Raw genomic sequence first — 25,293 nt, forward strand, 5'->3', positions numbered from 1 at the left:
CATGTCCCGCGTAGCGAAAAATCCGATTGTGTTGCCGCAGGGCGTAGACGTTGTCCTCGGCAGCGATATCACCGTCAAGGGGCCGCTGGGTTCCATCAAGTTCGACGGGAATCCGTCGGTGCGTGTCGAGAAGGAAGGGCAGTCCCTGGTGTGCAAGGCCGTCAACGGCGCGGTCAACGCCAATGCCCTGTCGGGCACGGTGCGCGCCATTCTGGCCAACATGGTCACCGGCGTCAGCAAGGGCTTCGAGCGCAAGCTGAATCTGGTCGGCGTCGGCTACCGCGCCCAGGCGCAAGGCGATACCCTCAATCTGACGCTCGGCTTTTCCCATCCGGTGGCGCACAAGATGCCGGCGGGAATCAAGTGCGAAACGCCGACTCAGACCGAGATCCTGATCAAGGGTGTGGACAAGCAGCTGGTCGGGCAGGTCGCCGCCGAGGTTCGCGGATATCGTCCGCCGGAGCCGTACAAGGGCAAGGGCGTGCGTTATGCCGACGAGGTGATTGTTCTCAAGGAAACGAAGAAGAAATAAGGTGCATAAATGATTGACAAGAAACAGGCGCGGTTGCGCAGAGCCCGCAAAACCCGGGCCAAGATTGCCGAACTGAAGTCAGTGCGCTTGTCGGTGCATCGCACCAACTGCCACATCTACGCTCAAGTCATTTCGTCTTGCGGTTCGAAGGTGCTGGCGGCGGCTTCGTCCCTGGAAAAGGACGTGCGCAAGGATCTGGCCAACGGCGGCGACGTCGGAGCCGCGGCGCTGATCGGCAAGCTGATCGCCGAGCGCGCGCTCAAGGCCGGCATCGAGCAGGTGGCGTTCGACCGCGGCGGCTTCCAGTACCACGGGCGCATCAAGGCGCTGGCGGAAGCGGCGCGTGAAGCCGGTCTGAAGTTCTGATCGCTCCGGAAAAAGGATTGGAGTAAGAGTTATGGCAAAACCGCAAGGCAAGAAGAACCAGCAGGCCGAGAAGCCCGATGATGGTTTCCGCGAGAAGATGATTTCCATCAACCGCGTGACCAAGGTCGTCAAGGGCGGACGCATTCTGGGTTTCGCGGCGCTTACCGTCGTCGGTGACGGTGACGGCCGGGTCGGCATGGGCAAGGGCAAGTCGCGCGAAGTGCCCGTCGCCGTGCAGAAGGCGATGGAAGAGGCGCGTCGCAAGATGGTCAGGGTCAGCCTCAAGAACGGGACCTTGCACCACACCGTCGTCGGACGCCACGGCGCATCGAGCGTGATGATGCAGCCGGCGCCCGAGGGTACCGGCGTGATCGCCGGCGGTGCCATGCGCGCCGTGTTCGACGTGATGGGGGTGACCAACGTCGTGGCCAAGGCGCACGGGTCGACCAATCCTTACAACATCGTCCGCGCCACCATCAATGGTCTCGTGGCCATGAACACGCCCGCGGAAATCGCGGCCAAGCGTGGCAAGACGATCGAAGAGATCCTGGGGTAAGCAATGGCTGACAAGAAAGTTAAGGTTACGCTCGTCAAGAGCCTGATCGGCACGAAGCAGTCGCATCGCGCGACTGTTCGCGGGTTGGGATTGCGACGCCTGAACAGCACGGCCGAGTTGCAGGACACGCCGGCGGTGCGCGGAATGATCAACAAGGTGGCCTACCTTGTGAAGTGCGAGGGCTAAGATGAAACTCAACGCTATTCAGCCCGCCGAAGGGGCGAAGAAGGCACGGCGCCGCGTCGGGCGCGGTATCGGTTCCGGCCTCGGTAAGACTGCCGGGCGGGGGCACAAGGGGCAGAAGTCCCGCGCCGGCGGTTTCCACAAGGTGGGTTTCGAGGGCGGCCAGATGCCGCTGCAGCGCCGTTTGCCGAAGCGCGGCTTCGTCTCGCTGACCAACGCGCGCAATGTCGAGGTACGTCTGTCCGAAATCAACGATCTGCCGGTTGACGAGATCGATCTGCTGACGCTGATTCAGGCCAACCTGGTGTCGCCGCGTGTGCTGTCGGCCAAAGTGGTGCTTTCCGGGCAGATCAATCGCAAGGTCGTGCTCAAGGGCGTCGGCGCCACCAAGGGGGCCAAGGCGGCCATCGAGGCCGCCGGCGGCAGCGTCGGCAACTGATCAGAGAGTAATGGTGGCGTTTCTTGGCGACTAATTCCGGACAAGTTGGCAAAGGCGGGAAGTACGGCGATCTGAAGCGCCGGCTGATGTTCCTGCTCGGCGCGCTGATCGTGTACCGCATCGGTTCGCATATCCCGGTCCCCGGCATCGATCCGGCGGCGCTGGCGGAGTTCTTCAACCGCAATCAGGGCGGCATCCTGGGCATGTTCAACATGTTCTCGGGCGGCGCCCTGAAGCGCTTCACCATTTTCGCGCTGGGCATCATGCCCTACATCTCATCCTCCATCATCATGCAGCTGATGACGCACGCCAGCCCGCAGCTGGAAGCGCTGAAGAAGGAGGGCGAGGCCGGGCGGCGCAAGATCACGCAGTACACCCGCTACGGCACCGTGGTCCTGGCGGTCTTCCAGGGGATCGGCATCGCTATCGGCGTCGAGTCGCAGGGTCTGGTGCCCGAGCCGGGGCTCCTGTTCCGCTTCGTCACGGTGACCACGTTGCTGACCGGCACGATGTTCCTGATGTGGCTGGGTGAGCAGATCACCGAGCGCGGCCTGGGCAACGGCATTTCGATCATCATCTTTTCCGGGATCGCCGCCGGCCTGCCGAGCTCGATCGGCGGCTTGTTGGAACTGGTGCGCACCGGGGCGATGCATCCGCTTTCGGCGATCTTCATCACCCTGCTGGTGGCCGTGGTCACCGCCGGCGTCGTTTTCGTCGAGCGCGGACAACGCAAGATCCTGGTGAATTACGCCAAGCGGCAGATCGGCAACAAGATCTACGGCGGGCAGAGTTCGCATCTGCCGCTCAAACTGAACATGTCGGGCGTGATTCCGCCGATTTTCGCTTCGTCGATCATCCTGTTCCCGGCGACGATCGCGGGCTGGTTCGGGGCGGGCGATTCGATGCGCTGGCTCAAGGACGTCGCGGCGGTGCTGTCGCCGGGGCAGCCGATCTACGTGATGCTGTACGCCGCGGCCATCATCTTTTTCTGCTTCTTCTACACCGCGCTGGTCTTCAACTCGAAGGAGACGGCGGACAACCTGAAGAAGAGCGGCGCGTTCGTGCCGGGGATTCGTCCGGGAGAACAGACGGCGCGCTACATCGACAAGATACTCATGCGCCTGACCCTGATCGGCGCGGCGTATATCACGCTGGTTTGTCTGGTGCCGGAGTTCCTGATTCTCAAGTGGAACGTCCCGTTCTATTTCGGTGGCACGTCACTGCTGATCATCGTCGTCGTGACCATGGATTTCATGACCCAGGTACAGGCCTATGCGATGTCCCACCAGTACGAGGGGCTGCTGAAGAAGGCGAATTTCAAGGGGTCCGGATTTTCGGCGAAATAGGATGGCAAAGGAAGACTTGATTGAAATGCAGGGGGAGGTCATCGAGAACCTGCCCAATGCGACGTTCAGGGTGAAATTGGAAAACGGTCATATCGTGCATGGATTCATCTCGGGGAAAATGCGGATGCACTACATCCGGATTCTGCCGGGAGACAAGGTTACAGTCCAACTCACGCCGTATGACCTGAGCCGCGCGCGCATCGTTTTTCGCGCCAAATAAGAATCTCTACGCAGTGGATGAAATTGACAAAAGGCTGGCTGCGCCCGATGTCGAAAAATTAGGAGTGAAACATGAAAGTGCTGGCATCTGTTAAACGCATCTGCCGCAATTGCAAGATTATTCGGCGCCACGGCATCGTGCGCGTGATCTGTACTGATCCGCGTCACAAGCAGCGGCAGGGTTGATCCCGGTTTCCGACGAGAATCCGGTGATTACTGTTCATTTACGTTTCGCATAATTGGGGTGAATCGATGGCCCGCATCGCAGGGGTAAATATACCCAACCACCAGCATGCCGAGATCGCGCTGACCGCGATCTACGGCATTGGCCGCAGCCGCGCACAAAAGATTTGTGATGCTGCCGGAGTCGTACGTACGACCAAAGTGAAGGACCTGACGGAAGCCGAAATGGATCGTTTGCGCGACCATGTCGGCAAGTTCACCGTCGAAGGCGATCTTCGCCGTGAAGTGACCATGAGCATCAAGCGTCTGATGGATCTCGGCTGCTATCGCGGGTTGCGTCATCGCAAGGGACTGCCGGTACGCGGTCAACGCACGCGCACGAACGCCCGCACCCGCAAGGGACCGCGCAAGGCCATCGCCGGCAAGAAATAATAGGAACTGATCATGGCCAAGACCGCAACGAAAGTTCGCAAGAAAGTCAAGAAGAACGTCGCCGAGGGTGTCGCACACATCCACGCCTCGTTCAACAACACCATCATCACGATCACCGACCGGCAAGGCAACGCGCTGTCGTGGGCGACCTCCGGCGGCGCCGGTTTCAAGGGCTCGCGCAAGAGCACGCCGTTCGCCGCGCAGGTAGCCGCCGAGGCCGCCGGCAAGGCCGCCCAGGAGTGCGGGGTCAAGAACCTCGAGGTGCGCATCAAGGGGCCCGGCCCCGGCCGCGAATCGTCGGTTCGCGCGCTGAATGCGCTCGGGATGAAAATCACGTCGATCACCGACGTGACCCCGATTCCTCACAATGGCTGCCGTCCGCCCAAGAAGCGCCGGATTTAAGGAGATAAACAAGTGGCTCGTAATCTCGATCCGAAATGCCGTCAGTGCCGCCGGGAAGGCGAAAAGCTGTTTCTCAAGGGAGAGAAGTGCTTCTCCGACAAGTGCGCCATCGAACGGCGCTCGTATGCGCCGGGACAGCACGGACAGAAGTCCGGACAGCGCCTGTCCGACTACGGCGTGCATCTGCGCGAGAAGCAGAAGATCCGCCGCATCTACGGCGTGCTCGAAGGGCAGTTCCGCAAGGTTTACAAGGAGGCCGAGCGCCGCAAGGGCGTGACCGGCGAGAACCTGCTGCAGCTGCTCGAATCGCGTCTGGACACCGTCGCCTTCCGCATGGGCTTCGCGGCCTCGCGTTCCGAATCGCGCCAGGTGGTCCGCCACAACGGCGTCCTGGTCAACGGCCGGCGGGTGAACATTCCGTCCTATCAGGTCCGGCCGGGTGACGTGATCGAAGTCACCGAGAAGGTCAGGAACCAGCTGCGCATCAAGGCGGCGCTGGAAGCCGCCGAGTCGCGCGGTTTCCCGGAGTGGGTGGAAGTTAACGTCAAGGAAGCCAAGGGTACGTACAAGGCGCGTCCGGAGCGTAGCGAATTGCCGTCGTCGATCAACGAAAGCCTCGTGATCGAACTGTACTCGAAGTAATCGCGGCGCTCGCTTGACTGAAACCAGGCAAAGGACAAGACATGCATAGCAGTGGACTATTGAAACCGCGCATTATTGACGTACAGAGTTTGTCCCCGGTGCACGCGAAAGTGGTCATGGAACCGTTCGAGCGCGGCTACGGGCACACGCTGGGTAACGCCTTGCGGCGCATCCTGCTTTCTTCGATGCCGGGGTACGCTGCCACCGAAGTCAGCATCGACGGTGTTTTGCACGAGTACTCGACGATCGACGGCGTGCAGGAAGACGTCGTCAACATCCTCCTGAACCTGAAGGGCGTCGTTTTCAAGCTGCACAATCGCGAAGAGGCGGTTCTTCAGCTGAGCAAGGAAGGCGAGGGGGTGGTCCGCGCCGGCGATATCGTGGTCACGCACGACGTCGAGATCATCAACCCCGAGCACGTGATCGCGCACCTTTCGAGCGGCGGCAAGCTGTCGCTCGAACTCAAGGTCGAGCGCAACCGCGGCTATATCCCGGGCAACCTGCGCCAGATCGCCGACGGCGGCAAGAGCATCGGCAAGCTGGTGCTCGACGCTTCGTTCAGCCCGGTGCGCCGGGTCAGCTATTTCGTCGAAAGCGCGCGCGTCGAACAGCGCACCGACCTCGACAAGCTGATCATGGAGATCGAGACCAACGGCGTCATCGAACCCGAGGAGGCGATTCGCAACGCGGCACGCATTCTCATGGAGCAGCTGTCGGTGTTCGCCGATCTGGAAGGGACCGCGCTGCCGGTCGAGCATCAGAAGTCGGTTCAGGTCGATCCGCTGCTGCTGCGGCCCGTGGATGACCTGGAGTTGACGGTGCGTTCCGCCAACTGCCTCAAGGCGGAAAACATCTACTACATTGGCGATCTGATCCAGCGTACGGAAAACGAGTTGCTCAAAACGCCGAACCTGGGACGCAAGTCGCTTAACGAAATCAAGGAAGTGTTGGCCGCGCGCGGCTTGACACTGGGCATGAAGCTCGAGAATTGGCCGCCGGCCGGACTCGACAAGTAAGGCTCGGGAACGAAGAGGAAGGAATAGATATGCGTCACCGTTTGGGTCTTCGGAAACTGAACCGGACCAGTTCGCACCGGCTGGCTATGCTGCGCAACATGACCGTTTCGCTGCTCCGCCACGAGACGATCAAGACCACCCTGCCGAAAGCCAAGGAGCTGCGCCGGGTCGTCGAGCCGATCATCACCCTGGGTAAGAAGCCGAGCCTGGCCAATCGCCGTCTGGCGTTCGACCGTTTGCGCGATCGCGAGATCGTCGTCAAGCTGTTCGACGAGATCGGACCGCGTTACGCCTCCCGGAATGGCGGCTACCTGCGCATCCTGAAGTGCGGCTTCCGCGACGGCGACAACGCGCCGATGGCGTTCGTCGAACTGCTCGATCAGCCGGAAGTGGTGGAAACTGCGGCTGAAGAGGAAAAAGCCGCCTGACAGGCGCGCTTGCCGGCATGAAAAAAACCAGGCTTCGGCCTGGTTTTTTATTGCCGCATACGGTCGCGGAACCGTATCCGCGCTCGGTGCGCGGAAAGCGACACCGATTAGTCGAGGCTCTCGGCCAGGTTGTCAACGTCGCCGTACACGTCGTCCTCCTGTTGCTGCAACGCCCACATCTGGGCATAGCGCCCGGCCGCATCGATCAGCTCCGCATGCGTGCCGCGCTCGATGATCCGGCCGCCTTCCATGACCAGGATCTGGTCCGCGTTCATCACGGTGGACAGGCGATGCGCGATCACCAGCGTCGTGCGTCCGCGCGCCGCGTCGTCGATACTGGCCTGGATGGCCTTTTCCGTTTTCGAATCCAGCGCGGACGTGGCCTCGTCGAAGATCAGCAGCGGCGGGTCTTTGAGCAGGGCGCGGGCGATGGCGACCCGCTGCTTTTCGCCTCCCGACAACTTCAGGCCCCGCTCGCCGACGTGCGTGTCGTAGCCGTCCGGCAGGAAGGCGATGAACTCGCCGAGCTGGGCCGCCGCGGCGGCGGCCATGATCTCCTCGCGGGTCGCGTCGGGGCGGCCGTAGCGGATGTTGTGCAGGATCGTGTCGTTGAACAGCACGGTGTCCTGCGGCACGATGGCGATCGCGGCGCGCAGGCTGGCCTGCGTCAGGCGCCGCACGTCGTGCCCGTTGATCAGCACCGCGCCGCGCGTGGCGTCGTAGAAGCGATACAGCAGGCGGGCCAGGGTCGATTTCCCCGATCCCGATTCGCCCACGACGGCCACCGTTTTCCCCGCCGGAATGGTGAAGCCGACGTCGAAGAGGATCTGGCGCTTGGGGTCGTAGAAGAAGTCGACGGCGTCGAAGCGAACCTCGATCGCAGCCGCCGCCAGCACTCGCGCGTCGGGCGCGTCGGCGATTTCGCGGTGTTCGCCGAGCAGGCCGAACATGCGTTCGATGTCGGCCAGCGCCTGGCGGATTTCGCGATAGACCATGCCGAGGAAGTTGAGCGGCATGTAAAGCTGGATCAGGAAGGCGTTGACCAGGACCAGGTCGCCGATGCTCATCCGCCCGTCCGCCACGCCCGCCGCGGCGCGCCACATCATGGCCGTGACGCCGGTGGCGATGATGATCTGCTGGCCGAGGTTGAGCCAGGACAGCGATATCTGGCTTTTCGTGGCGGCGTCCTCCCATTGGCGCAGGTGCGCGTCGTAGCGCCGTGCCTCGTAGTCCTCGTTGTTGAAGTACTTGACGGTCTCGTAGTTGAGCAGGCTGTCGATGGCCTGGGCGTTGGCCGCCGAGTCGGTCTCGTTGACCCGGCGCCGGATGTCGATCCGCCAGTTGCTGATCGCAACGGTATAAACGATGTAGATGGCGAGCGACGCGGCGGTGATCGACACGAAGCCGCCGTCGTACTGGACGAACAGGATGCCGATCACCAGTCCGATCTCGACGAGCGTCGGCAGGATCGAGTACAGCGTGTAGGTGATCAGGCTCGACACCGAACGGCTGCCGCGCTCGATGTCGCGCGACAGGCCGCCGGTCTGCCGTTCGAGATGGAAACGCAGCGAGAGCGAATGCAGGTGGCGGAAGACCTCGAGCGAAATGCGCCGCACCGCTTCCTGCGTGACGCGCGCGAAAAGAATCTCGCGCAATTCGGTAAATAGCGAGTTGCCGAAGCGCAGCGCCCCGTACAACAGCAGCAACAGCACGGGCAGGCCGACGGCGGCGGTCTGCTTCGACAGGCCGTCGATCATTGCCTTGAAGACGATCGGCACGCTCACCGTGGCCAGCTTGGCCGCGACGAGGCAGACGAAGGAAAAAAGCACCCGCCAGCGATGTTCCAGAAGATAGGGCACAAGCTGCCGCAGCGTCTGCCAAGCATGGATGCGGGCCGATTCCGGAGCGGGTTCGACGGCGTAGGCGGATGGCGGGCGTGAGGAGCGGCGCATGAGGGGACGGGATGAGCGGGACCCTCGATTCTAACGTACCGGCGCGCCCCAGGCGGCCGAGGACGGCCATCTCCGGCACGCGCGCGGGCCGGTCTGGCATAATGCCGGTGCTGATGGCGCTCCGTTGGAACACGACAGGACATCGATGGACTCTGAGTTTCTGGCCTACCTGAGTTGGCGCGAAGTGCTGGTGGCGATCGTCGTGCTGCTGGTGCTTTACATCCTGTTCACCTTCCTGCGCATGAGCCGCCTGCGGAACGGCGCGCGGCGCGCGCAAGACATGTCGCCGGGCGCGATCCGGGATGCGCTGCAGTCCTACGCCGCGGTGCAGGACCCCGATGCGCCGGCGCCTCCGGCCGAGGCCGCCGGGCCAGCCGCCCCCGCCGAACCGCCGGCGCCCGCGCGCGAGCCGGCGTTCGCCTGGAACGAACCGCCGTCCGAAAACCCGGAGCGGCGCCGGATCGAAGTGCTGGAGCAGGATCTCGCGCAGCTGTGCCGGGAGATCGGCGGCCTGCGCGCCGAGGTGCAGGCCCTGCGCGAGGAGCAGCGGCAGGAAATAAGCAAGGTCCAGGTCGCGCAGAACGCATCGCCGTTCTACAGCGACGCGATGCAGCTGGCCACGCAGGGGCGCGACGCCGCGGACATTTCCGCGCTGTGCGGCATCTCGCGCGCGGAAGCCGATCTGGTCGTCGCCCTGGCGAGAAACAAGGGCCAGGCGCTCGATTGAGCGGCGGGCCGTCTTCAGGGAGATTGCATGACGTCGAACGAAAGCCCGGCCTCCGTGCCCATGGAGCCGGACGATTCCGCGCAGATCAAGCGCAAGCTGGCGTGGCGCATGGGCATTGCCGGCCTGATGATCGTCGCGCTGCTCGGCGGGCTAGCGCTCTTCGATCGCCTGGCCGCCGGCCCGGACGAAACGGAACCGGCGCCGCCGCGCTTCACCGAACCTGTGCCGGTGCCCAAGAAATCCGCGACGCAGGCGCTCGGCACGGTCGTGCCAGCGCCCGGCGAAGAAACGGAAAAACCGGGCGCGAGCGTGCCGGAATCGACCGAGGCCCCGACGGGCCGCTCGGCCGCGCTGCCTCCAGCACGGGAAGGCGCGGCGAATCCCGCTGCCGGCCACGTGAGGCAGGCCGCGCATGCCGCGCCGTCCGCCGGGCGAGGCGAGCAGCGGGGAGGTCAGGCGACGGCTGCCGGAACGCCAGCGACCACCCCGGAGGCGCCCGCAGCGAATGCGCCGGCCGGCTCCGCGCAGTCGGCGGTGGCGCCCAGGCCGCTGTCCGGCTACACGCTGCAGGCCGGCATCTTCGCCGATCCGCGCCGGGCGGAGGACATCCTCGCGCGGCTGGCGCAGGAAGGCATCCCGGCGACGCTGGAGACCCGGGTGCTGGTCGGCCCCTTCAGGAACCGCGGCGAGGCCGAATCAGCGCGCGCAACGATGAGGATGATGGGCATCGACGCCGCGCCGGCCCAGCGCAGCGGAAAGAAATGAACGTTCAGGAATCGCCGCGCGGGGCCGCCGGCGGCGCCATCCGTTTCGCCACGCGCTTGGCGAAGACCGCCATCTCCCTGGACGCCTGCACGTCGCCGCGGGCCGTGGCGACGGACACGCCCTGGCGGAACGCCTCCAGCGCGGCGGGTAGATCGCCGATGGCTTCCAGCGCCTTGCCCAACTGCTTCCAGGCGGCGGAATAGCGGGGGTCGAGTCCGACGGCTTCGCGGAAATGGCCGGCCGCCCTGGCCGGATCGCCCGCCTTGAGCCATTCGTTGCCCAGTGAGTAGCGGAGCAGCGCGCCGTCGCGCGGTCCGCCGAGCAGCTTCTCCAAATTGGCGATGGTCGGGGTTGTCATTTATCATTCCTCGCAGACTTTCCTTCACCAGCAAAGGACGTTTCAGCCATGAACAGAACGATCATACACAGTCCGCACGCGCCCGCCGCCATCGGCACCTACTCCCAGGCCGTGCGCGCCGGCGACACCGTTTACCTGTCCGGCCAGATCGGCCTCGATCCGGCGACCATGCTGCTGGTCGAGGGCATCGACGCGCAGATCGAGCGCGTCCTGGACAACCTGAAAGCCGTGGCCGAAGCCGCGGGCGGTTCGCTGGCCGACATCGTGAAGGTCAACGTCTTCATGACGGACCTGAGCCATTTCGCCAAGTTCAACGAGGTCATGTCGCGCTATTTCGCCCAGCCGTACCCGGCGCGCGCCGTGATCGGCGTGGCCGCGCTGCCGCGCGGCGCGCTGGTCGAGGCCGACGCGGTCATGGCCGTTTCGCGGTAACCCGCCGGAGTGTTGGCCGCCGCCGACGCGATCGAGGCGCCCCCGGCGCTCAAGGCCCGCCTGGACAAGCTCGGGCTGAAGCACAAGAGCGATCTGATGCTGCATCTGCCGCTGCGTTACGAAGACGAGACGCACGTGGCCACCGTCGCCGCGGCGGCGAGCATCGGCCCGGTGCAGCTGGAAGTGGCGGTGCAGGAGGTCTCGGTACAGTTCCGGCCGCGCCGCCAGCTGGTGGCGCGGGTGGCCGACGCCAGCGGGGAACTGACGCTGCGTTTCCTCAATTTCTACGGCAGCCAGACCCGCCAGCTCGAACGGGCGCGCGACGAACAATTGAAGCTGCGCGTTTTCGGGGAAATCCGCCACGGCTTCCTCGGCGCCGAGATGGTGCATCCCCGCTATCGCGTGGTGAAGGACGGCGAGCCTCTGCCCGACTCGCTGACGCCGGTCTACCCGACCACCGCCGGCGTCTCGCAAGCCGTCCTGCGCAAGCACATCGCCGCGGCGCTGGCCGGGGCCGACCTCGGCGAACTGCTGGACGAGGCCTGGTGCCATGAGCGCGGCTTCCCGCCGTTCGACGCGGCGGTCCGCCTGCTGCACGCGCCGCCGCCGGGCGTACCGGAAAGCGACCTGCAATCCCGCGACCATCCTGCGTGGCGGCGGATCAAGTTCGACGAGCTGCTGGCGCAGCAGCTGTCGCTGCGGCGGGCGTACCTGTCCCGCCGCCGGCGCGGCGCGCCCCGCATCGCGCCGCCGGGCGTCCTGTCCCGCCGGCTGCGCGAATCGCTGCCGTTTACCCTGACGGGCGCCCAGCGGCGCGTCGTCGCCGAGATCGCCGGCGACTTGGCCCAGCCCTATCCGATGCAGCGCCTGCTTCAAGGCGACGTCGGCAGCGGCAAGACCATCGTCGCCGCGCTGGCGGCGTGCCAGGCGATCGAGGCCGGCTACCAGGCGGCGTTCATGGCGCCCACCGAGATTCTCGCCGAGCAGCACTACCTCAAGCTGCGCGCCTGGCTGGAGCCGCTCGGCGTGGAAGTGGCGTGGCTGGCCGGCAGCCAGAAGAAGGCGGCCAAGCTCGCCGCGCAGCGGCAGGTGGCGAACACCGCGCAGCTGGTGGTCGGCACGCATGCGCTGATCCAGGAGCGGGTCGATTTCGCGCGCCTCGGGCTGGTCATCGTCGACGAACAGCATCGCTTCGGCGTGGCGCAGCGGCTGGAGCTGCGGCGCAAGGGCGAACGAGGCGCGGAGCCGCCGCACCAGCTGATGATGTCGGCCACGCCGATTCCGCGCACGCTGGCGATGAGCTATTACGCCGACCTCGACGTCTCGGTGCTCGACGAACTGCCGCCGGGCCGCTCGCCGGTGCGCACCCGGCTGGTCTCCGACGCGCGGCGGGACGAAGTGATCGCGCGCATCCGCGGCGCGGCGGACGCGGGACGGCAGGCCTACTGGGTGTGCCCGCTGATCGAGGAGTCGGAGAAGCTGCAGCTGCAGACCGCGCTCGATACCCACGCCGCGCTTTCGCAGGAGCTGGCCGGGCTGCGCGTCGGCCTGGTGCACGGCCGGCTCAAGGGCGAGGAGAAGGCGGCAACGATGGCGGCGTTCGCCGCCGGCGAGATCGACGTGCTGGTGGCGACGACGGTCATCGAGGTCGGCGTCGACGTGCCCAACGCCAGCCTGATGGTCATCGAGCACGCCGAGCGCTTCGGCCTGTCGCAGCTGCACCAGCTGCGCGGGCGCGTCGGGCGCGGCGAGGACGCCTCCGTCTGCGTGCTGCTGTACCAGACGCCGCTTTCGCCGACCGCGCGCGAACGCCTGAAGATCATCTTCGAACATACCGACGGCTTCGAGATCGCGCGCCAGGATTTGCGCCTGCGCGGTCCGGGCGAATTCGTCGGCAGCCGCCAATCCGGCGTTCCCCTGCTGCGCTACGCCGACCTGGAAGCGGACGCCGACCTGATCGAAGCGGCGCGCGAGATGGCCGAGCACCTGCTGCGCGAGGCGCCCGAGCGCGCCGAACGCCACCTCGCCCGCTGGCTCGGCAGCCGCGAGGAACTGCTCAAGGCATGACCCCGCTCCGCCTTCTGGCAAGCCGCCTTTGCAATTCCTTCGGCGCGTTCAAGAACGCGCCGAAGATTTCGGAAAGCCTTGGGGGGCTTATCTCTGTCGCGTATGCCCAACCACCGGTCAGGGTAGAAGCGTATCATCACCGCCGGGATGTTGATCTAGGCCGCTACTCAAAGCGGGGAGATGTTGTTGAGGTACGCACTGGCAAGGATATTTTGTCGATTCAGCGCTCAACGTCATAACTTGATCTAGCCCAAGAAGAAGACAATCAACATTAACAACGGCGTGAAAATTGCCGCGCTATACAGGGGGCCAAGGGAATCGGTGTGATCCGCTCGGTACCCTGGAAGGGAGGAGTTTTGTTGAAAATAACATTGGGTTTTCTGTTCCTGTGCCTTCTTTCCGGCTGCGCAACAGTGGTCAACGAAAGCCTGCAGCCGGTGCGGGTCGAAACGGCCACGGAAAGCGGCGAACTGGTGGCCGGAGCCGACTGTACGCTTACCAATGACTTCGGTGCCGTAACCGTCAAATCCGGAAAATCCGTCCCGGTTCACCGGTCAGGAACCGACATGGCTGTCGTGTGTCGGCATCAGAATAATCCGGAGGCGTTGGCCCGGGTTATCTCAAGAGCCAATGCCGGGCTTTATGGGAACATCCTCATAGGTGGTGGGATCGGGGCCATCATTGATCATTCGCAAGGTACGGCCTATACCTACCCTGGTTGGATACGTCTTGTGTTTGGCAGGAAACTGGTGCTGGACCGTGCGACCGAGATCGAAGGGCAGGCTGTTACGGACATGGGAGTCGTCGTCAGAAAAGCCGAAAACGCCAAGGTCCAAAACCGATCACAGGCAGGTGTTGTGGCTCTCGAAGAGTTGAAGGACTTGCTTCGTGACAGTGAAACCGAACTGGCCCAAGCTCCAACCAATCCGCACGAGCGAGAAGTGCCAAAAGCAAAACCCTCCGGCCTGGATGATTTTCGAGATCTTCTGGACAGAGGCGGTGAATCAAAGTAGTCGCCAAAAATATTGATGGGGAGGAGAGTTTAATGATTCGCAGCATTGTTTTTGTTGTGCTTCTATGGGTTTCCGGAAGTTTGCATGCACTTGAACCTGACAAACTGTATGAGAAGGTCTCGCCCAGTGTATGGGTTGTGCTTGTATATGACGGAGCAGGGGCAATGATAGGAAGTGCCAGTGCCGTGGTGATTGCTCCGGAAGAGCTGGTTACCAATTGCCATGTCTTAAGAAAGACTAAATCGATCAACGTCAAGCGGGATAACACGCTGCACAGTGCGCGTCTGGCGCATGCAGATGTTGAGCGTGACCTCTGCATCCTTCGGGCCCGGGGGCTTAATGCACCACCGGTGACGGTTGCTCCGCTTGATTCAGTCCGGGTCGGGCAAAGGGTATACGCCATTGGCGCCCCGCTTGGGTACGAACTGACTCTCAGTGATGGACTGGTTTCATCGCTCAATCGAGATGAGGGGCGTGAAATACGAGATATCCAAATCAGTGTCCCGATTTCTCCCGGTTCAAGCGGCGGGGGCTTGTTCGATCAGGATGGCCGGCTTATCGGTATTACCAGTCTGATCCAGAGAAATGCACAAAATCTGAATTTTGCCCATCCTGCTGAATGGATACGGGATGTTCCGATGCGCGCCCGGGTGGCTCTGGACAAGTTCAGGGCTGAAGAGCAGGCCAAAGCGGCCGCACCACGGCCGCAATATGGCGGGACTTCAGGCCCATCTCAGGGGCGTCAGATTGCCGGCGAAGAATTGCGAAACCATTTCGTCGGCTGGGGCCCCGTGATCGGAAGTAGCTCGACGATAGAGAAACTGAAAATCGATTTCAGACCGAATGGCAGCGTTTTCCTGAACGGAGTCAGCACCGGAGGAGGGTTCACCGGGACCTACTGGATTAAGGGTAATGAAGATCAAGTTTGTATGAGGACATCCACTGGGCACTTTATGGTTTACCGTGCGTTCTCTGATTGTTTCAGGCTGTTCGAATTAGCGGCTGGGAAATTCGTGCTGCGCTCCGTGACGGACGGTACGCATATCACGTACGACCGTTTGTGAGCGACAAGCTCAGATCGTACTTGCGCACGATCTGAACTGGGGCTGGTAAGCTGCCCGTATTCTGACAGTGCTGATGTTTTTTTCGTTTCTGTGACAAGGTCGTGACAAATATAGCTTTACTTCGCGAAAAGCTTGATAACTACGAGCGATTAATGCGGCTGGACAAGCCGATCGGCATCCTGCTGCTGCTCTGGCCGACGCTCTGGGCGCTCTGGCTGTCCGCGTGGGGGACGCCGAACTGGGCCGTGGTGTGGATCTTCGTGCTGGGCACGGTGCTGATGCGCTCGGCGGGATGCGTGATCAACGACGTGGCCGACCGCGAGTTCGATCCGCACGTCGAGCGCACGCGGAACCGGCCGCTGGCCACCGGAGCGGTGTCGGTGCGCGAGGCGCTGCTGCTCTTTTTCGGGCTGTCGGCCTGTGCCTTCTGCCTGATCCTGCCGCTGCGCAGCGGGTACGTCATCGCCTTGTCCGTGGCCGCCCTGTTCCTGGCCGCCAGCTACCCGCTCACCAAGCGCTTCTTCGCCGTGCCGCAGGCTTATCTAGGCGTGGCGTTCGGTTTCGGCATCCCGATGGCCTACGCCGCGCAGCTCGACACGATTCCCTTGACGGCCTGGGTGCTGCTGCTGGCCAACGTGTTCTGGGCGATGGCCTACGATACCGAGTACGCCATGGTCGATCGCGCCGACGACCTCAAGATCGGCATCAAGACGTCGGCGATCACCTTCGGCCGTTTCGACGTGGCCGCGGTGATGTTCTGCTACGCCATGACCTTCGCGCTGATCGCCTGGGTGGGCTACCAGATGCAGGCGCGCTGGCCGTTCTACGCCGGGCTGGGCGGCGCGGCGGCGCTGGCCGTCTACCACTACGTGCTGATCCGCGAGCGCGAGCCGGCCCGCTGCTTCAAGGCCTTCCTGCACAACAACTGGGTCGGCGCCAGCATCTTCGCCGGCATCGTCGCCGATTTCCTTCTGCGCGGCGCGCGCTGAAAACGCAACGCCCGCCGGGCGGCGGGCGTTGCTGTCACATCGCCGTGGCGTGATCTCCGCTCATTCCTCCAGCAGGCTGCGCAGCATCCACGCGGTTTTTTCGTGAATGTCGAGGCGCTGGGTGAGCAGGTCGGTGGTCGGCTGGTCGTTGGCTTCGGTGACCAGCGGCAGCAGGTCGCGCGCGGTGCGGGCGGTGGCTTCCTGGCCGGCGACGAGCAGGGCGACCATCTCCAGCGCCTTCGGCTTGCCCTTGACGGCGGCGATGGTGGTGAGCTTCTCGTAGTCCTCGTAGCTGCCGGGGGCGACCACGCCGAGCGCGCGGATGCGTTCGGCGATGGTGTCCAGCGCGTTCCACTGCTCGGTGTACTGGTCCATGAACATAGTGTGCAGCGTGTTGAACATCGGCCCGGTGACGTTCCAGTGGAAGTTGTGGGTCATCAGGTACAGCGTGAAACTGTCGGCCAGCAGCTTCGACAGCCCCTTGGCGATGGCGGTGCGGTCCTTCTCGGAAATGCCGATGTCGATCTTGCTCACGTCCATTTTTTTCCCTTTCATTTGTGAATCTCCTGAGTCGTTGCGGAAAGTCCGGTGTCCCTTGGATGGGAACCATGCCTGAAGTTTATAGGCTGGCGGAAATAAGTCCAATCAAAAGGGGCAATTCCATCAATAGAGAAGGGTTATGGGAAGCCTATAATCCGGAACGCCTTTACCTCCACCACCACGCACAGCCATGAACTATCACGATCTTCGCGACTTCATCGCGCAACTGGAAACCATGGGCGAACTCAAGCGCGTCCATGCCGAGATCGACCCCCGCCTGGAAATGACTGAGATCTGCGACCGCGTGCTGCGCGCCGGCGGCCCGGCCGTCCTGTTCGAGAAGCCCAGGGGCCACGCGATGCCGGTCCTCGGCAACCTGTTCGGCACGCCGCGCCGCGTGGCGCTGGGCATGGGGCAGGAATCGGTCGAGGCCCTGCGCGAGGTCGGCACGCTGCTCGCCTACCTCAAGGAGCCCGAACCGCCGAAGGGCCTCAAGGACGCCTGGGAGAAGCTGCCGGTGCTCCGGCAGGTGCTCAACATGTCGCCGAAAGTGGTGTCCTCGGCGCCGTGCCAGGAGATCGTCTGGGAAGGAAGCGACGTGGATCTCGCGCGGCTGCCGATCCAGCATTGCTGGCCGGGCGACGTGGCGCCGCTGATCACCTGGGGCCTGACGGTGACGCGCGGGCCGGCCAAGCCGCGGCAGAACCTGGGCATCTACCGCCAGCAGGTGATCGGGCCGAACAAGGTGATCATGCGCTGGCTGGCGCATCGCGGCGGCGCGCTCGACTTCCGCGACCACTGCCTGGCTCATCCCGGCCAGCCGTTTCCGGTGGCCGTGGTGCTCGGCTGCGACCCGGCGACGATCCTCGGCGCGGTGACGCCGGTGCCCGACAACCTTTCCGAATACCAGTTCGCCGGCCTGCTGCGGGGCCGGAAGACCGAACTGGTGAAATGCCTGGGGCCGGCGCAGGCCAAGGCCGACCTGCAGGTGCCGGCGTCGGCGGAGATCGTGCTCGAAGGCCACGTCGATCCGGGCGAAACGGCGCTGGAAGGGCCGTACGGCGATCACACCGGCTACTACAACGAACAGGCGACCTTTCCGGTGTTCACCATCGAGCGCATCGCCATGCGCCGCAATCCGATCTACCACAGCACCTACACCGGCAAGCCGCCCGACGAGCCCGCGATGCTGGCGGTGGCGCTCAACGAAGTCTTCGTGCCGCTGCTGCAGAAGCAATATCCCGAAATCGTCAACTTCTACCTGCCGCCGGAAGGCTGCTCGTACCGCCTGGCGGTGGTGAGCATCCGCAAGCAGTACCCGGGGCACGCCCGGCGGGTGATGTTCGGGATATGGAGCTTCCTGCGCCAGTTTATGTACACCAAGTTCATCATCGTGGTCGACGACGACGTCGACGTGCGCGACTGGAAGGAAGTGATCTGGGCGATGACCACGCGTGTCGACGCGGCGCGCGATACGCTGATCGCCGAGAACACGCCGATCGACTATCTCGATTTCGCCAGCCCGGTGGCCGGCCTCGGCAGCAAGATGGGCATCGACGCCACCGGCAAGTGGCCCGGAGAAACGATGCGGGAATGGGGACGTCCCATCGCCATGGACGCCGCGGTCAAGCGGAGAGTCGATTCCTTGTGGCATGATCTCGGGCTGTAGCGGACTTTCCAGGGTCGCTCGCCGCTGAATTGAGGTACACGTCCGCCCGCCGGCGATCGGCGGCCGGGCGTCGCACAGCCGCCTGGCGCGGCGCGTCAGGATCGGAGGGGTTTCGTTGGCGATTCCACGACCATGAATGAGCGAGTGAATCAGGGATCGGGCGGCCGCCTGTTTTCGCCGGGGAGCGTGGCGTTGCTTTACGCGGCGCTGGCCGTCGTCTGGATTCTCGCCTCCGGCGCGGTGCTGACGATGGGCGTCAGCGATCCGGTCCTGCAGCAGCGGATCGAGCTGGGCAAGGGTCTGCTGTTCGTGCTGGTGACCAGCGGCGTGCTCTACGCGATTCTCCGGCAATGGCAGAAAAAGGCTTCCCCCGCCGGGGACTTGGCGGCGGACGGGGCCATCGCCTGGCCTTGGCGAATCCTCGCCAGCGTGGTGCTGCTGGGTACCGTGCCGCTGGCCGGATTGATGGTGGTCAAGATCCAGCTGCCGCAGGTCGAGCGCGAGGCGTTTTCCAACCTGGCCGCGATCGCCGACCTGAAAGTGGTGCAGATCCGGCGCTGGCTGAAGGAACGCTACAACGACGGCGAGGTGATCATGGCCGTGGCCGCGCCGCGGCGCGGCCGCGGCCAACCGCTGGAAGAGGACGCGAGCGCCGATCTGGCGGCGCTGATCGTGGGCTTGCGCTACGACACGGCGGCCTGGGTCGACCCGGCCGGGAAACCCTGGATCGTCATCGGCGGCTATACCGCCCTGCCGGAAACGCTGGCCCTGCTGCCCCAGGCCTTGGCCGGCGGGCAGCCGCTGTTTTCCGACGTGATCAGCGACGCGGAGGGGCGGCCGCATTTCGATCTGGTCGTCCCCCTGTTCCAGAACGAGGGCGGCCGGCGCCGGCCGGCCGGCGCCGTGATCCTGCGCGACAGCCCCGAACGCTTTCTGTTTCCCTATCTGCGGCATTGGCCGACGGCCCACGTTTCCGGTGAAACCCTGCTGCTGCGCCGCGAGGGCGATTCCATCTCGTTCATCGACGCGCCGCAGCAGGACGAAAAGGGCGATGGCGCGCGGCGCCTGGTGCCGGGCGCGGATTCCCTGTTCTTCCACGCCGTCGGCGCCGGCGAGAACGGCTGGCAGGCGCAGGGGCTGGACGAGCGGGGCGTGCCGGCGCTGGCGGTGTTCCGGCCGATCGAGGGAACGCCCTGGACCGTGGCGGTGAAGCTCGACCGCGCCGAGGTGATGCGTCCCCTCTACGACCTGGCGTTCTGGGTGGGGCTGATCACCCTGCTGGCCATTTCCGTGGTCGGCGCGGTCATGGTCGTGTTCTGGCGGCAGCGCGCGCGCACCCACCAGCTCGAAATCCTGGCGCAGTCAACGCAGCTGATGCGCCAGTTCTACGACCTGCCGTTCATCGGCATCTCGATGTCGTCGCCGGCAACCGAACGCTGGCTGAGGTGCAACGATCGCTTCTGCGAAATCATGGGCTATGCGCGCGAAGAGCTCCTCGGCCTGTCCTGGCGTGACCTGACCCATCCCGACGACATGGCGGCCGGCGAAGCCGAGAACGAGCGCGTCCGGCGCGGCGAATCGGACGGCTTCACGCTGGACAAGCGTTTCCTCCGCCAGGACGGTTCGGCGGTGCATGTGAACCTCGAAGTGCGCTGCGTGCGGCGCCCGGACGGATCGCCCGAGTACCTGCTGTCCATGGTCCAGGACATCAGCGAGCGCAAGCGCGCCGAGGAGCGCATCCGCCGGCTGACGCAGCTCTATGCCGCGCTGAGCGAGTGCAACCAGTCGATCGTGCGTTCGCTCGACGAGGAGGAACTGTTTCCGCGCGTCTGCCGGGCCGCCGTCGAGTTCGGCGGCATGAAGATGGCGTGGATCGGCATGATCGACGGGAGCACGCAACGGGTGCGGCCGGTCGCCGCGTATGGCGAGGATACCTCCTGGCTGGAAAGCGCCGAAGTGTCGTGCGACGTGCAGAGTCCGTTCGGCGGGGGCTCGGCGGGAACGGCGGTGCGTGAGCAGCGGCCGGTGTGGATCGACGATTTCCTGAATTCGCCGGTGACCGCTCCGTGGCGTTCGATGGCCGAGAAAACCGGCTATCGCTCCTCGTGCGCGCTGCCGCTCAGGCGGGATGGCGAAATCGTCGGCGCGTTCATGCTCTATCGCGGCGAGCACGGCCCGTTCGACGACGAGCAGCGCAGGCTGCTGTGCGAGATGGCCGAGGACATCGGCTTCGCCTTGACCAATTTCTCGCGCGAGCGGGCGCGCCAGGAGGCGCAGCGTCGCCTCGATCGGCTGACCCACATGTACGCCGCCTTGAGCGAGTGCAATCAGGCCATCGTGCGCTGCTCCAGCGAGGAGGAGTTGTTCCCGCAGATCTGCCGCTTCGCCGTCCAGTACGGCGGCATGAGGATGGCCTGGATCGGCCGGGTGGACGAGGACGCGCGCTGCGTCGTGCCGGTGGCCAGCCATGGCCAGGGCACGGAGTATCTGCAGGGCGTGACGATCTCGATCGACGCGGCTTCGCCGCATGGGCTCGGCGCCATGGGCACGGCGATACGCGAGCGGCGGCTGTCCGTGGTGCAGGATTACCTGAACGATCCGCGCACCGCGCCGTGGCGCGACCGGGCGGTCCAGGCCGGCTGGCGGGGCGCCGCCGCCGTGCCCTTGCTGTGCGGCGGCAAAGTCGTCGGCAGCCTGGCGCTGCTGGCCGACGAAACCGAGGCGTTCGACGACGAGATCGGCAGGCTGTTGACCGAGATGGCCCTGGACATCAGCTTCGCCCTCGATCTGTTTGCCCGGGAGAGCGAGCGCGTACGCATGGAGGCGGCGCTGCGCGAGAGCGAGAGCCGTTTCCGCAATCTCTACGAGAAGGCGCCGCTCGCCTACCAGTCGCTGGATGCCGACGGCAACCTGCTCGAAGTGAACGAAGCCTGGCTGAAACTGTTCGGACGGACCGGGGCGGAGGTGATCGGCCGCTTCGTCGGCGAGTTCATGAGCGAGGCCTCGCTCGCCACCTTCCGCGAGGAATTCCCGCAGTTCCGCCGGCGCGGCCGCATCGACGGCCTGATGCTCGAATTCGTGAAAAAGGACGGCCGGCACTGCCTGATGATGGTCAATGGGCTGGTCTCGCGCGACAAGGACGGACGGTTCCTGCGCACGCACTGCATGATGACCGACCTGACCGAACGGATGCACGCCGAAGAGCAGCTGCGGCTGGCCGCCAAGGTCTTCGAGCAGGGCGGCGAGGGTGTCATGATCACCGACGACCTGGGGAACATCGTGATGGTCAACCGGGCCTTCGAGGCCATCACCGGGTATGCCCAGGAGGAGGTGATCGGCCGGAATCCGCGCTTCCTGTCGTCGGGCCGGCACGACCGCGAGTTCTACCGGACGCTGTGGAGCGTGATCAATACCGGCGGGTTCTGGCAGGGCGAAATCTGGAACCGGCGCAAGGACGGCGACGTTTATCCGCAGTACCTGTCGGTCAGCCGCGTGGTCGACGAGACCGGCCGTACCTCGCATTACATCGGCACCTTCAACGACATCTCCGAAAGCAAGGCCAGCCAGGAGCACATCCAGCGGCTCGCGCACTACGATTCCCTGACCGGCCTGCCCAATCGCATGCTGCTGGCGGACCGCGTCGGCCTGGCCCTGCACCGGATGGACCGCTGCGGCGAGCCGCTGGCGCTGATCTTCCTCGATCTCGACCGCTTCAAGAACGTCAACGACTCGCTCGGACACCGGATCGGCGACGAACTGCTGATCCAGGTCGCCAACCGGCTCAAGGAACTGCTGCGCGAGGAAGACACCGTATCGCGCCTGGGCGGCGACGAGTTCATCCTGGTGCTGCCGGGCGCCGACGCCAACGGCGCGGTGCACGTGGCCGGCAAGGTGCTCAAGGAGCTGTCGCTGCCGTACCGGATCGAACAATACGAACTGTCGGTCACGCCGTCGCTGGGCATCGCCATGTACCCGGCCGACGGGGAGACCTACGAGGCGCTCTCCAAGTGCGCCGATACCGCGATGTACCGGGCCAAGCGCAGCGGCCGCCAGACCTTCTGCTTCTTCACCCGCGAAATGCAGGAAAGCTCGGACCGCCTGCTGCGCGTCGAGAACGCCTTGCGCAAGGCGCTGGAGCGCGATCAGCTGTCGCTCGTCTTCCAGCCGCAGATCGCGCTGGACAGCGGCCGGGTGATCGGCGTCGAGGCGCTCCTGCGCTGGCGCCATCCGGAACTGGGCGACGTGCCGCCCGGCGATTTCATCCCGGTGGCGGAGGACAGCGGCATGATCCTGCCGATCGGCGAATGGGTGCTGCGCTCCGCGGTGAACCAGCTGCGCGACTGGCTCGACCGGGGCTTGCCCGCGATGGTGATGGCGGTCAACCTGTCGGCCATCCAGTTCCGGCAGGCCCGGTTGCCGGACCTGGTGTCCCAGGTTCTTGCCGAAGCCGAACTGCCGCCCGAACTGCTGGAACTTGAGCTGACCGAGGGCGCGGCCATGGAGAACCCGAAGGAAGCCGTCGAAATCCTGAACGCCCTGTATTCCCGCGGCGTGCGCGTGTCGATCGACGATTTCGGCACCGGTTATTCGTCGCTCAACTACCTGAAGCGCTTCAAGGTGTACCGGCTGAAGATCGACCAGTCCTTCGTGCGCGACATCGCGCGCGACCCGGAAGACGAGGCCATCGTCGAGGCCATCATCGGCCTGGCCCGGAGCCTGCGCCTGCAGACCATCGCCGAGGGCGTGGAAACGCCGGCGCAGGCCGCGTTCCTGCAAAGCCGGGGCTGCAACGAAGGCCAGGGCTTCCTGTACGGCCGGCCGATGCCGGCCGAGGCGTTCGAGCGTTTCGTGCGCGCCGCCGCGCGCGACTGATCATCCCTCCCTGGCGTCCCCGCGCTCGGTCAGCCACTGCAGCAGGGCGTCCATGGCCGGCTTGCCCAGGCGCGCGCGGGGATCGTTGATCAGGAATACGACGATCCAGCGCCTGCCGCCGTTGTCGAGCACGTAGCCGGCCAGCGTGCGCACGTTCTCCAGATAGCCGGTCTTCAGATGGGCGCGGCCGGTCGCCGCGCCGCCGGTCATGCGTTTGCGCAGCGTCCCGTCAACGCCGGCCAGCGGCAGCGAACTCATCAGCTCCGGCATCACCGGGCTCTGCCACGCGGCGAGCAGCAGGCGCGCCAGGCTTTCCGCGGAAACGCGCTCCTTGCGCGACAGGCCGGAGCCGTTGTCGAGCACCAGTTCCGGCAGGCCCAGCCCCTTGCCGGACAGCCAGGCGCGCACTGCGCGCTGCGCCCCGGCGGGCGTGGCCGGACGGGCGGGATCGAGCGTCAGGAACACTTGCCGGGCCATCACGTTGTTGCTGAACTTGTTGATCTCGCGGACGATCTCGCCGAGCGCCGGGGATTCGTGCGCGGCCAGCACGCGGGCGCCGGCCGGCGCCGGCCCGGCGCGGACGTGCCCGCGCAGCGTGCCGCCCAGTTCCCGCCAGAGCGCACGGAACAGCCGTTCGACCTGCGCGTCGGCGCTCCACGGCGACAGATTCAGCGACTTGTCCCCGCAACTGGCCGGGTAGGCGCCGCGCAGCACGACGACCTCGCCTTCCTGGTCGATCCGCAGCCGTTCGCGCCAGTCGCTGCACGCGCCGCTGCCCGGCGTCAACTGGTTGCGCACGAACTGATCGGCGCCCGGCGTCTCGGGCCAGACCTCGATGCGCGCGTTCTCCGCGTCCGGGTGCAGGGTGAAGCTCAGGCTTTTCAGGTTGACCAGCAGCGCGTCCGGACCGGCGTTGTACGGGCGCAGCGGCTCGTTGTCGAACTCCGCCGGATCGTGCGGCGGCAGCGCGAACGCGCCGCGGTCGAGCACCAGATCGCCGCCGATCTCGCTCACGCCCCGCGTGCGCAGCTGGCGCAGCAGCAGCCAGAACTGTTCCAGCGCCAGGCGCGGGTCGCCGCTGCCGCGCAGATACAGGTCGCCGTCCAGCCGTCCGTCGGCGGGCGGGCGGTCGGCCAGCGCCTCGGTCTTCCAGGTGTAGGCCGGTCCCAGGATTTCCAGGGCGGCGTAGGTGGTCAGCAGCTTCATGACCGAGGCCGGGTTCATCGGCTCGCGCGCGTTGTGGCTGAGCAGCGGCGGCTCCCCGCCCGTGCCGCGCACCAGCACGGCGACGTTCTGCGCCGGAATGCCCGCCTCCTTGAGCGCGCCGGCCACCGGCGCGGGCAACCCGCCGGCCAGCGCGGCCTGGGCGACGGCGAGGGCGCCGAGAAGAACGAAACGCGAAAAACCGGCCGCGATGCGCCGGGCCCGAAGGCGGATGCCAGTTGTTGTCATGCGTGGCGTTGGATGTATGATGGCAAGCCCCGCCATCATAGAGCAGCAATCCCGCAAGACAAGGCCAGATCATGAAGGAACAGCGTCGGCACCAGCGCGTCCGGTTCAATGTGCAGCCGCTCGTCCGCCTGGGGCAGGCGGGCAGCACCGGGCTCGGTCGGCTGGAAAACCTCTCGCTCGGCGGCTTGATGGTGCGTACCGAATTGCCGCTGCAGGTCGGCCAGGCCTTGGGTTGCGAGTTTTCCGTCTTCGGTTCCGTCCTGATCGACATTTCCGCGGTCGCCGTGAGCCGCGTGGGCGACCTCTATTGCGCCCGCTTCCAGCCCGGCCCGGTCAGCGAACAGCTGCTGAAGGACGAGATCGCCCGCGCCCTGGCCTGCGGCAAGGCCTCCGTCCTCAGCCTGAACGAGTTCCAGGGGCGGCGCGTGATGCGCGTGGCCGGCGGCTTGAACGGGTGCCTGCGCAACGACTTCATGCACGGCCTGATCAAGGTCGGCGTGGACGAGATCGACCTGTCGCAAGTGAACGACATCGATCTCGCCGGCGCCGAACTCTGCCGGATCGCCACGCAGACCTACCGCATCGGCGTCGTCCGCCCCGCCTGCGTCATCGACGACGAGATGGCGGCGATCGCCGGCTGGTAGACCGG

Annotated in this window: 27 protein-coding genes; 23 read left to right on the plus strand and 4 right to left on the minus strand. The window is 65.1% G+C overall.

Features of this window, described 5'->3' with window-relative positions:
* The first annotated feature begins 1 nt into the window (after window position 1).
* The 13 genes from rplF to rplQ all read left to right on the plus strand — a co-directional run bounded on the left by rplF (window position 2) and on the right by rplQ (window position 6,744).
* Window positions 2-532: a 50S ribosomal protein L6 gene (rplF, locus tag QM701_RS15070; protein ID WP_415167846.1), complete on the plus strand. Its 531-nt coding sequence runs from the start codon at window positions 2-4 to the stop codon at window positions 530-532.
* A 12-nt stretch (window positions 533-544) separates the two neighbouring features.
* Window positions 545-898, plus strand: a complete 354-nt coding sequence (gene rplR, locus QM701_RS15075) for a 50S ribosomal protein L18 (protein WP_415169407.1) — start codon at window positions 545-547, stop codon at window positions 896-898.
* A gap of 31 nt (window positions 899-929) precedes the next feature.
* A complete protein-coding gene (gene rpsE, locus QM701_RS15080) occupies window positions 930-1,454 on the plus strand; it encodes a 30S ribosomal protein S5 (RefSeq protein ID WP_415167847.1) in 525 nt (174 codons plus the stop codon).
* 3 nt (window positions 1,455-1,457) lie between these two features.
* Window positions 1,458-1,640, plus strand: a complete 183-nt coding sequence (gene rpmD / locus QM701_RS15085) for a 50S ribosomal protein L30 (RefSeq protein WP_415167848.1) — start codon at window positions 1,458-1,460, stop codon at window positions 1,638-1,640.
* 1 nt (window position 1,641) lies between these two features.
* Window positions 1,642-2,076: a 50S ribosomal protein L15 gene (gene rplO, locus QM701_RS15090; RefSeq protein WP_415167849.1), complete on the plus strand. Its 435-nt coding sequence runs from the start codon at window positions 1,642-1,644 to the stop codon at window positions 2,074-2,076.
* 86 nt (window positions 2,077-2,162) lie between these two features.
* On the plus strand, window positions 2,163-3,422 hold the full coding sequence (gene secY, locus QM701_RS15095; RefSeq protein ID WP_415169408.1) for a preprotein translocase subunit SecY: 1,260 nt from the start codon (window positions 2,163-2,165) through the stop codon (window positions 3,420-3,422).
* Between the two features lies 1 nt (window position 3,423).
* Window positions 3,424-3,642 (plus strand): translation initiation factor IF-1, encoded by a 219-nt coding sequence (gene infA / locus QM701_RS15100; RefSeq protein ID WP_415167850.1) that lies wholly within the window; start codon window positions 3,424-3,426, stop codon window positions 3,640-3,642.
* A gap of 71 nt (window positions 3,643-3,713) precedes the next feature.
* The gene (gene rpmJ / locus QM701_RS15105; protein ID WP_186409481.1) at window positions 3,714-3,827 is read left to right on the plus strand and encodes a 50S ribosomal protein L36; all 114 of its coding nucleotides are present in this window, start codon (window positions 3,714-3,716) and stop codon (window positions 3,825-3,827) included.
* A 66-nt stretch (window positions 3,828-3,893) separates the two neighbouring features.
* A complete protein-coding gene (rpsM, locus tag QM701_RS15110; protein ID WP_415167851.1) occupies window positions 3,894-4,256 on the plus strand; it encodes a 30S ribosomal protein S13 in 363 nt (120 codons plus the stop codon).
* A gap of 12 nt (window positions 4,257-4,268) precedes the next feature.
* On the plus strand, window positions 4,269-4,658 hold the full coding sequence (gene rpsK / locus QM701_RS15115) for a 30S ribosomal protein S11 (protein ID WP_415167852.1): 390 nt from the start codon (window positions 4,269-4,271) through the stop codon (window positions 4,656-4,658).
* A gap of 12 nt (window positions 4,659-4,670) precedes the next feature.
* Complete coding sequence (gene rpsD, locus QM701_RS15120) at window positions 4,671-5,300, plus strand: 30S ribosomal protein S4 (RefSeq protein ID WP_415167853.1); 630 nt, start codon at window positions 4,671-4,673, stop codon at window positions 5,298-5,300.
* A gap of 41 nt (window positions 5,301-5,341) precedes the next feature.
* Complete coding sequence (locus QM701_RS15125) at window positions 5,342-6,316, plus strand: DNA-directed RNA polymerase subunit alpha (protein ID WP_415167854.1); 975 nt, start codon at window positions 5,342-5,344, stop codon at window positions 6,314-6,316.
* Between the two features lie 29 nt (window positions 6,317-6,345).
* Window positions 6,346-6,744, plus strand: a complete 399-nt coding sequence (gene rplQ / locus QM701_RS15130) for a 50S ribosomal protein L17 (protein WP_415167855.1) — start codon at window positions 6,346-6,348, stop codon at window positions 6,742-6,744.
* 107 nt (window positions 6,745-6,851) lie between these two features.
* Here rplQ and QM701_RS15135 read toward each other — a convergent pair whose 3' ends face one another.
* Complete coding sequence (locus QM701_RS15135; protein ID WP_415167856.1) at window positions 6,852-8,696, minus strand: ABCB family ABC transporter ATP-binding protein/permease; 1,845 nt, start codon at window positions 8,694-8,696, stop codon at window positions 6,852-6,854.
* A 145-nt stretch (window positions 8,697-8,841) separates the two neighbouring features.
* Here QM701_RS15135 and QM701_RS15140 point away from each other — a divergent pair, with 145 nt between their 5' ends.
* Both QM701_RS15140 and QM701_RS15145 read left to right on the plus strand, forming a co-directional pair.
* A complete protein-coding gene (locus tag QM701_RS15140; protein WP_415167857.1) occupies window positions 8,842-9,423 on the plus strand; it encodes a DUF2802 domain-containing protein in 582 nt (193 codons plus the stop codon).
* Window positions 9,424-9,450: 27 nt separating this feature from the next.
* Entirely contained in the window at window positions 9,451-10,188 is a 738-nt protein-coding gene (locus QM701_RS15145) for an SPOR domain-containing protein (protein ID WP_415167858.1), read from the plus strand.
* A gap of 4 nt (window positions 10,189-10,192) precedes the next feature.
* On the opposite strand, the gene QM701_RS15150 is transcribed toward QM701_RS15145, so the two are convergent.
* Window positions 10,193-10,546 (minus strand): tetratricopeptide repeat protein, encoded by a 354-nt coding sequence (locus QM701_RS15150; protein WP_415167859.1) that lies wholly within the window; start codon window positions 10,544-10,546, stop codon window positions 10,193-10,195.
* 48 nt (window positions 10,547-10,594) lie between these two features.
* Between QM701_RS15150 and QM701_RS15155 the strand changes: the two genes are divergently transcribed.
* From QM701_RS15155 to ubiA, 5 genes are all read left to right on the plus strand, one after another.
* Window positions 10,595-10,978 (plus strand): RidA family protein, encoded by a 384-nt coding sequence (locus QM701_RS15155; RefSeq protein WP_415167860.1) that lies wholly within the window; start codon window positions 10,595-10,597, stop codon window positions 10,976-10,978.
* Window positions 10,979-10,987: 9 nt separating this feature from the next.
* Window positions 10,988-13,045, plus strand: a complete 2,058-nt coding sequence (gene recG / locus QM701_RS15160; RefSeq protein ID WP_415167861.1) for an ATP-dependent DNA helicase RecG — start codon at window positions 10,988-10,990, stop codon at window positions 13,043-13,045.
* A gap of 359 nt (window positions 13,046-13,404) precedes the next feature.
* Window positions 13,405-14,058: a hypothetical protein gene (locus QM701_RS15165; protein ID WP_415167862.1), complete on the plus strand. Its 654-nt coding sequence runs from the start codon at window positions 13,405-13,407 to the stop codon at window positions 14,056-14,058.
* 32 nt (window positions 14,059-14,090) lie between these two features.
* The gene (locus tag QM701_RS15170) at window positions 14,091-15,122 is read left to right on the plus strand and encodes a S1C family serine protease (RefSeq protein ID WP_415167863.1); all 1,032 of its coding nucleotides are present in this window, start codon (window positions 14,091-14,093) and stop codon (window positions 15,120-15,122) included.
* Between the two features lie 101 nt (window positions 15,123-15,223).
* On the plus strand, window positions 15,224-16,111 hold the full coding sequence (gene ubiA, locus QM701_RS15175) for a 4-hydroxybenzoate octaprenyltransferase (RefSeq protein ID WP_415167864.1): 888 nt from the start codon (window positions 15,224-15,226) through the stop codon (window positions 16,109-16,111).
* Window positions 16,112-16,171: 60 nt separating this feature from the next.
* Here ubiA and QM701_RS15180 read toward each other — a convergent pair whose 3' ends face one another.
* The gene (locus QM701_RS15180) at window positions 16,172-16,666 is read right to left on the minus strand and encodes a Dps family protein (protein WP_415167865.1); all 495 of its coding nucleotides are present in this window, start codon (window positions 16,664-16,666) and stop codon (window positions 16,172-16,174) included.
* Window positions 16,667-16,841: 175 nt separating this feature from the next.
* Here QM701_RS15180 and ubiD point away from each other — a divergent pair, with 175 nt between their 5' ends.
* Together ubiD and QM701_RS15190 are read left to right on the plus strand one after the other, a co-directional pair.
* Complete coding sequence (gene ubiD / locus QM701_RS15185; RefSeq protein WP_415167866.1) at window positions 16,842-18,320, plus strand: 4-hydroxy-3-polyprenylbenzoate decarboxylase; 1,479 nt, start codon at window positions 16,842-16,844, stop codon at window positions 18,318-18,320.
* 132 nt (window positions 18,321-18,452) lie between these two features.
* The gene (locus QM701_RS15190; protein WP_415167867.1) at window positions 18,453-23,192 is read left to right on the plus strand and encodes an EAL domain-containing protein; all 4,740 of its coding nucleotides are present in this window, start codon (window positions 18,453-18,455) and stop codon (window positions 23,190-23,192) included.
* On the opposite strand, the gene dacB is transcribed toward QM701_RS15190, so the two are convergent.
* Entirely contained in the window at window positions 23,193-24,644 is a 1,452-nt protein-coding gene (gene dacB, locus QM701_RS15195; RefSeq protein WP_415167868.1) for a D-alanyl-D-alanine carboxypeptidase/D-alanyl-D-alanine-endopeptidase, read from the minus strand.
* Between the two features lie 71 nt (window positions 24,645-24,715).
* Here dacB and QM701_RS15200 point away from each other — a divergent pair, with 71 nt between their 5' ends.
* On the plus strand, window positions 24,716-25,288 hold the full coding sequence (locus tag QM701_RS15200) for a PilZ domain-containing protein (RefSeq protein ID WP_415167869.1): 573 nt from the start codon (window positions 24,716-24,718) through the stop codon (window positions 25,286-25,288).
* The last annotated feature ends 5 nt before the right edge of the window (window positions 25,289-25,293 follow it).

This window comes from Propionivibrio sp., from assembly GCF_047602565.1.
Taxonomy (GTDB): Bacteria; Pseudomonadota; Gammaproteobacteria; order Burkholderiales; family Rhodocyclaceae; genus Propionivibrio.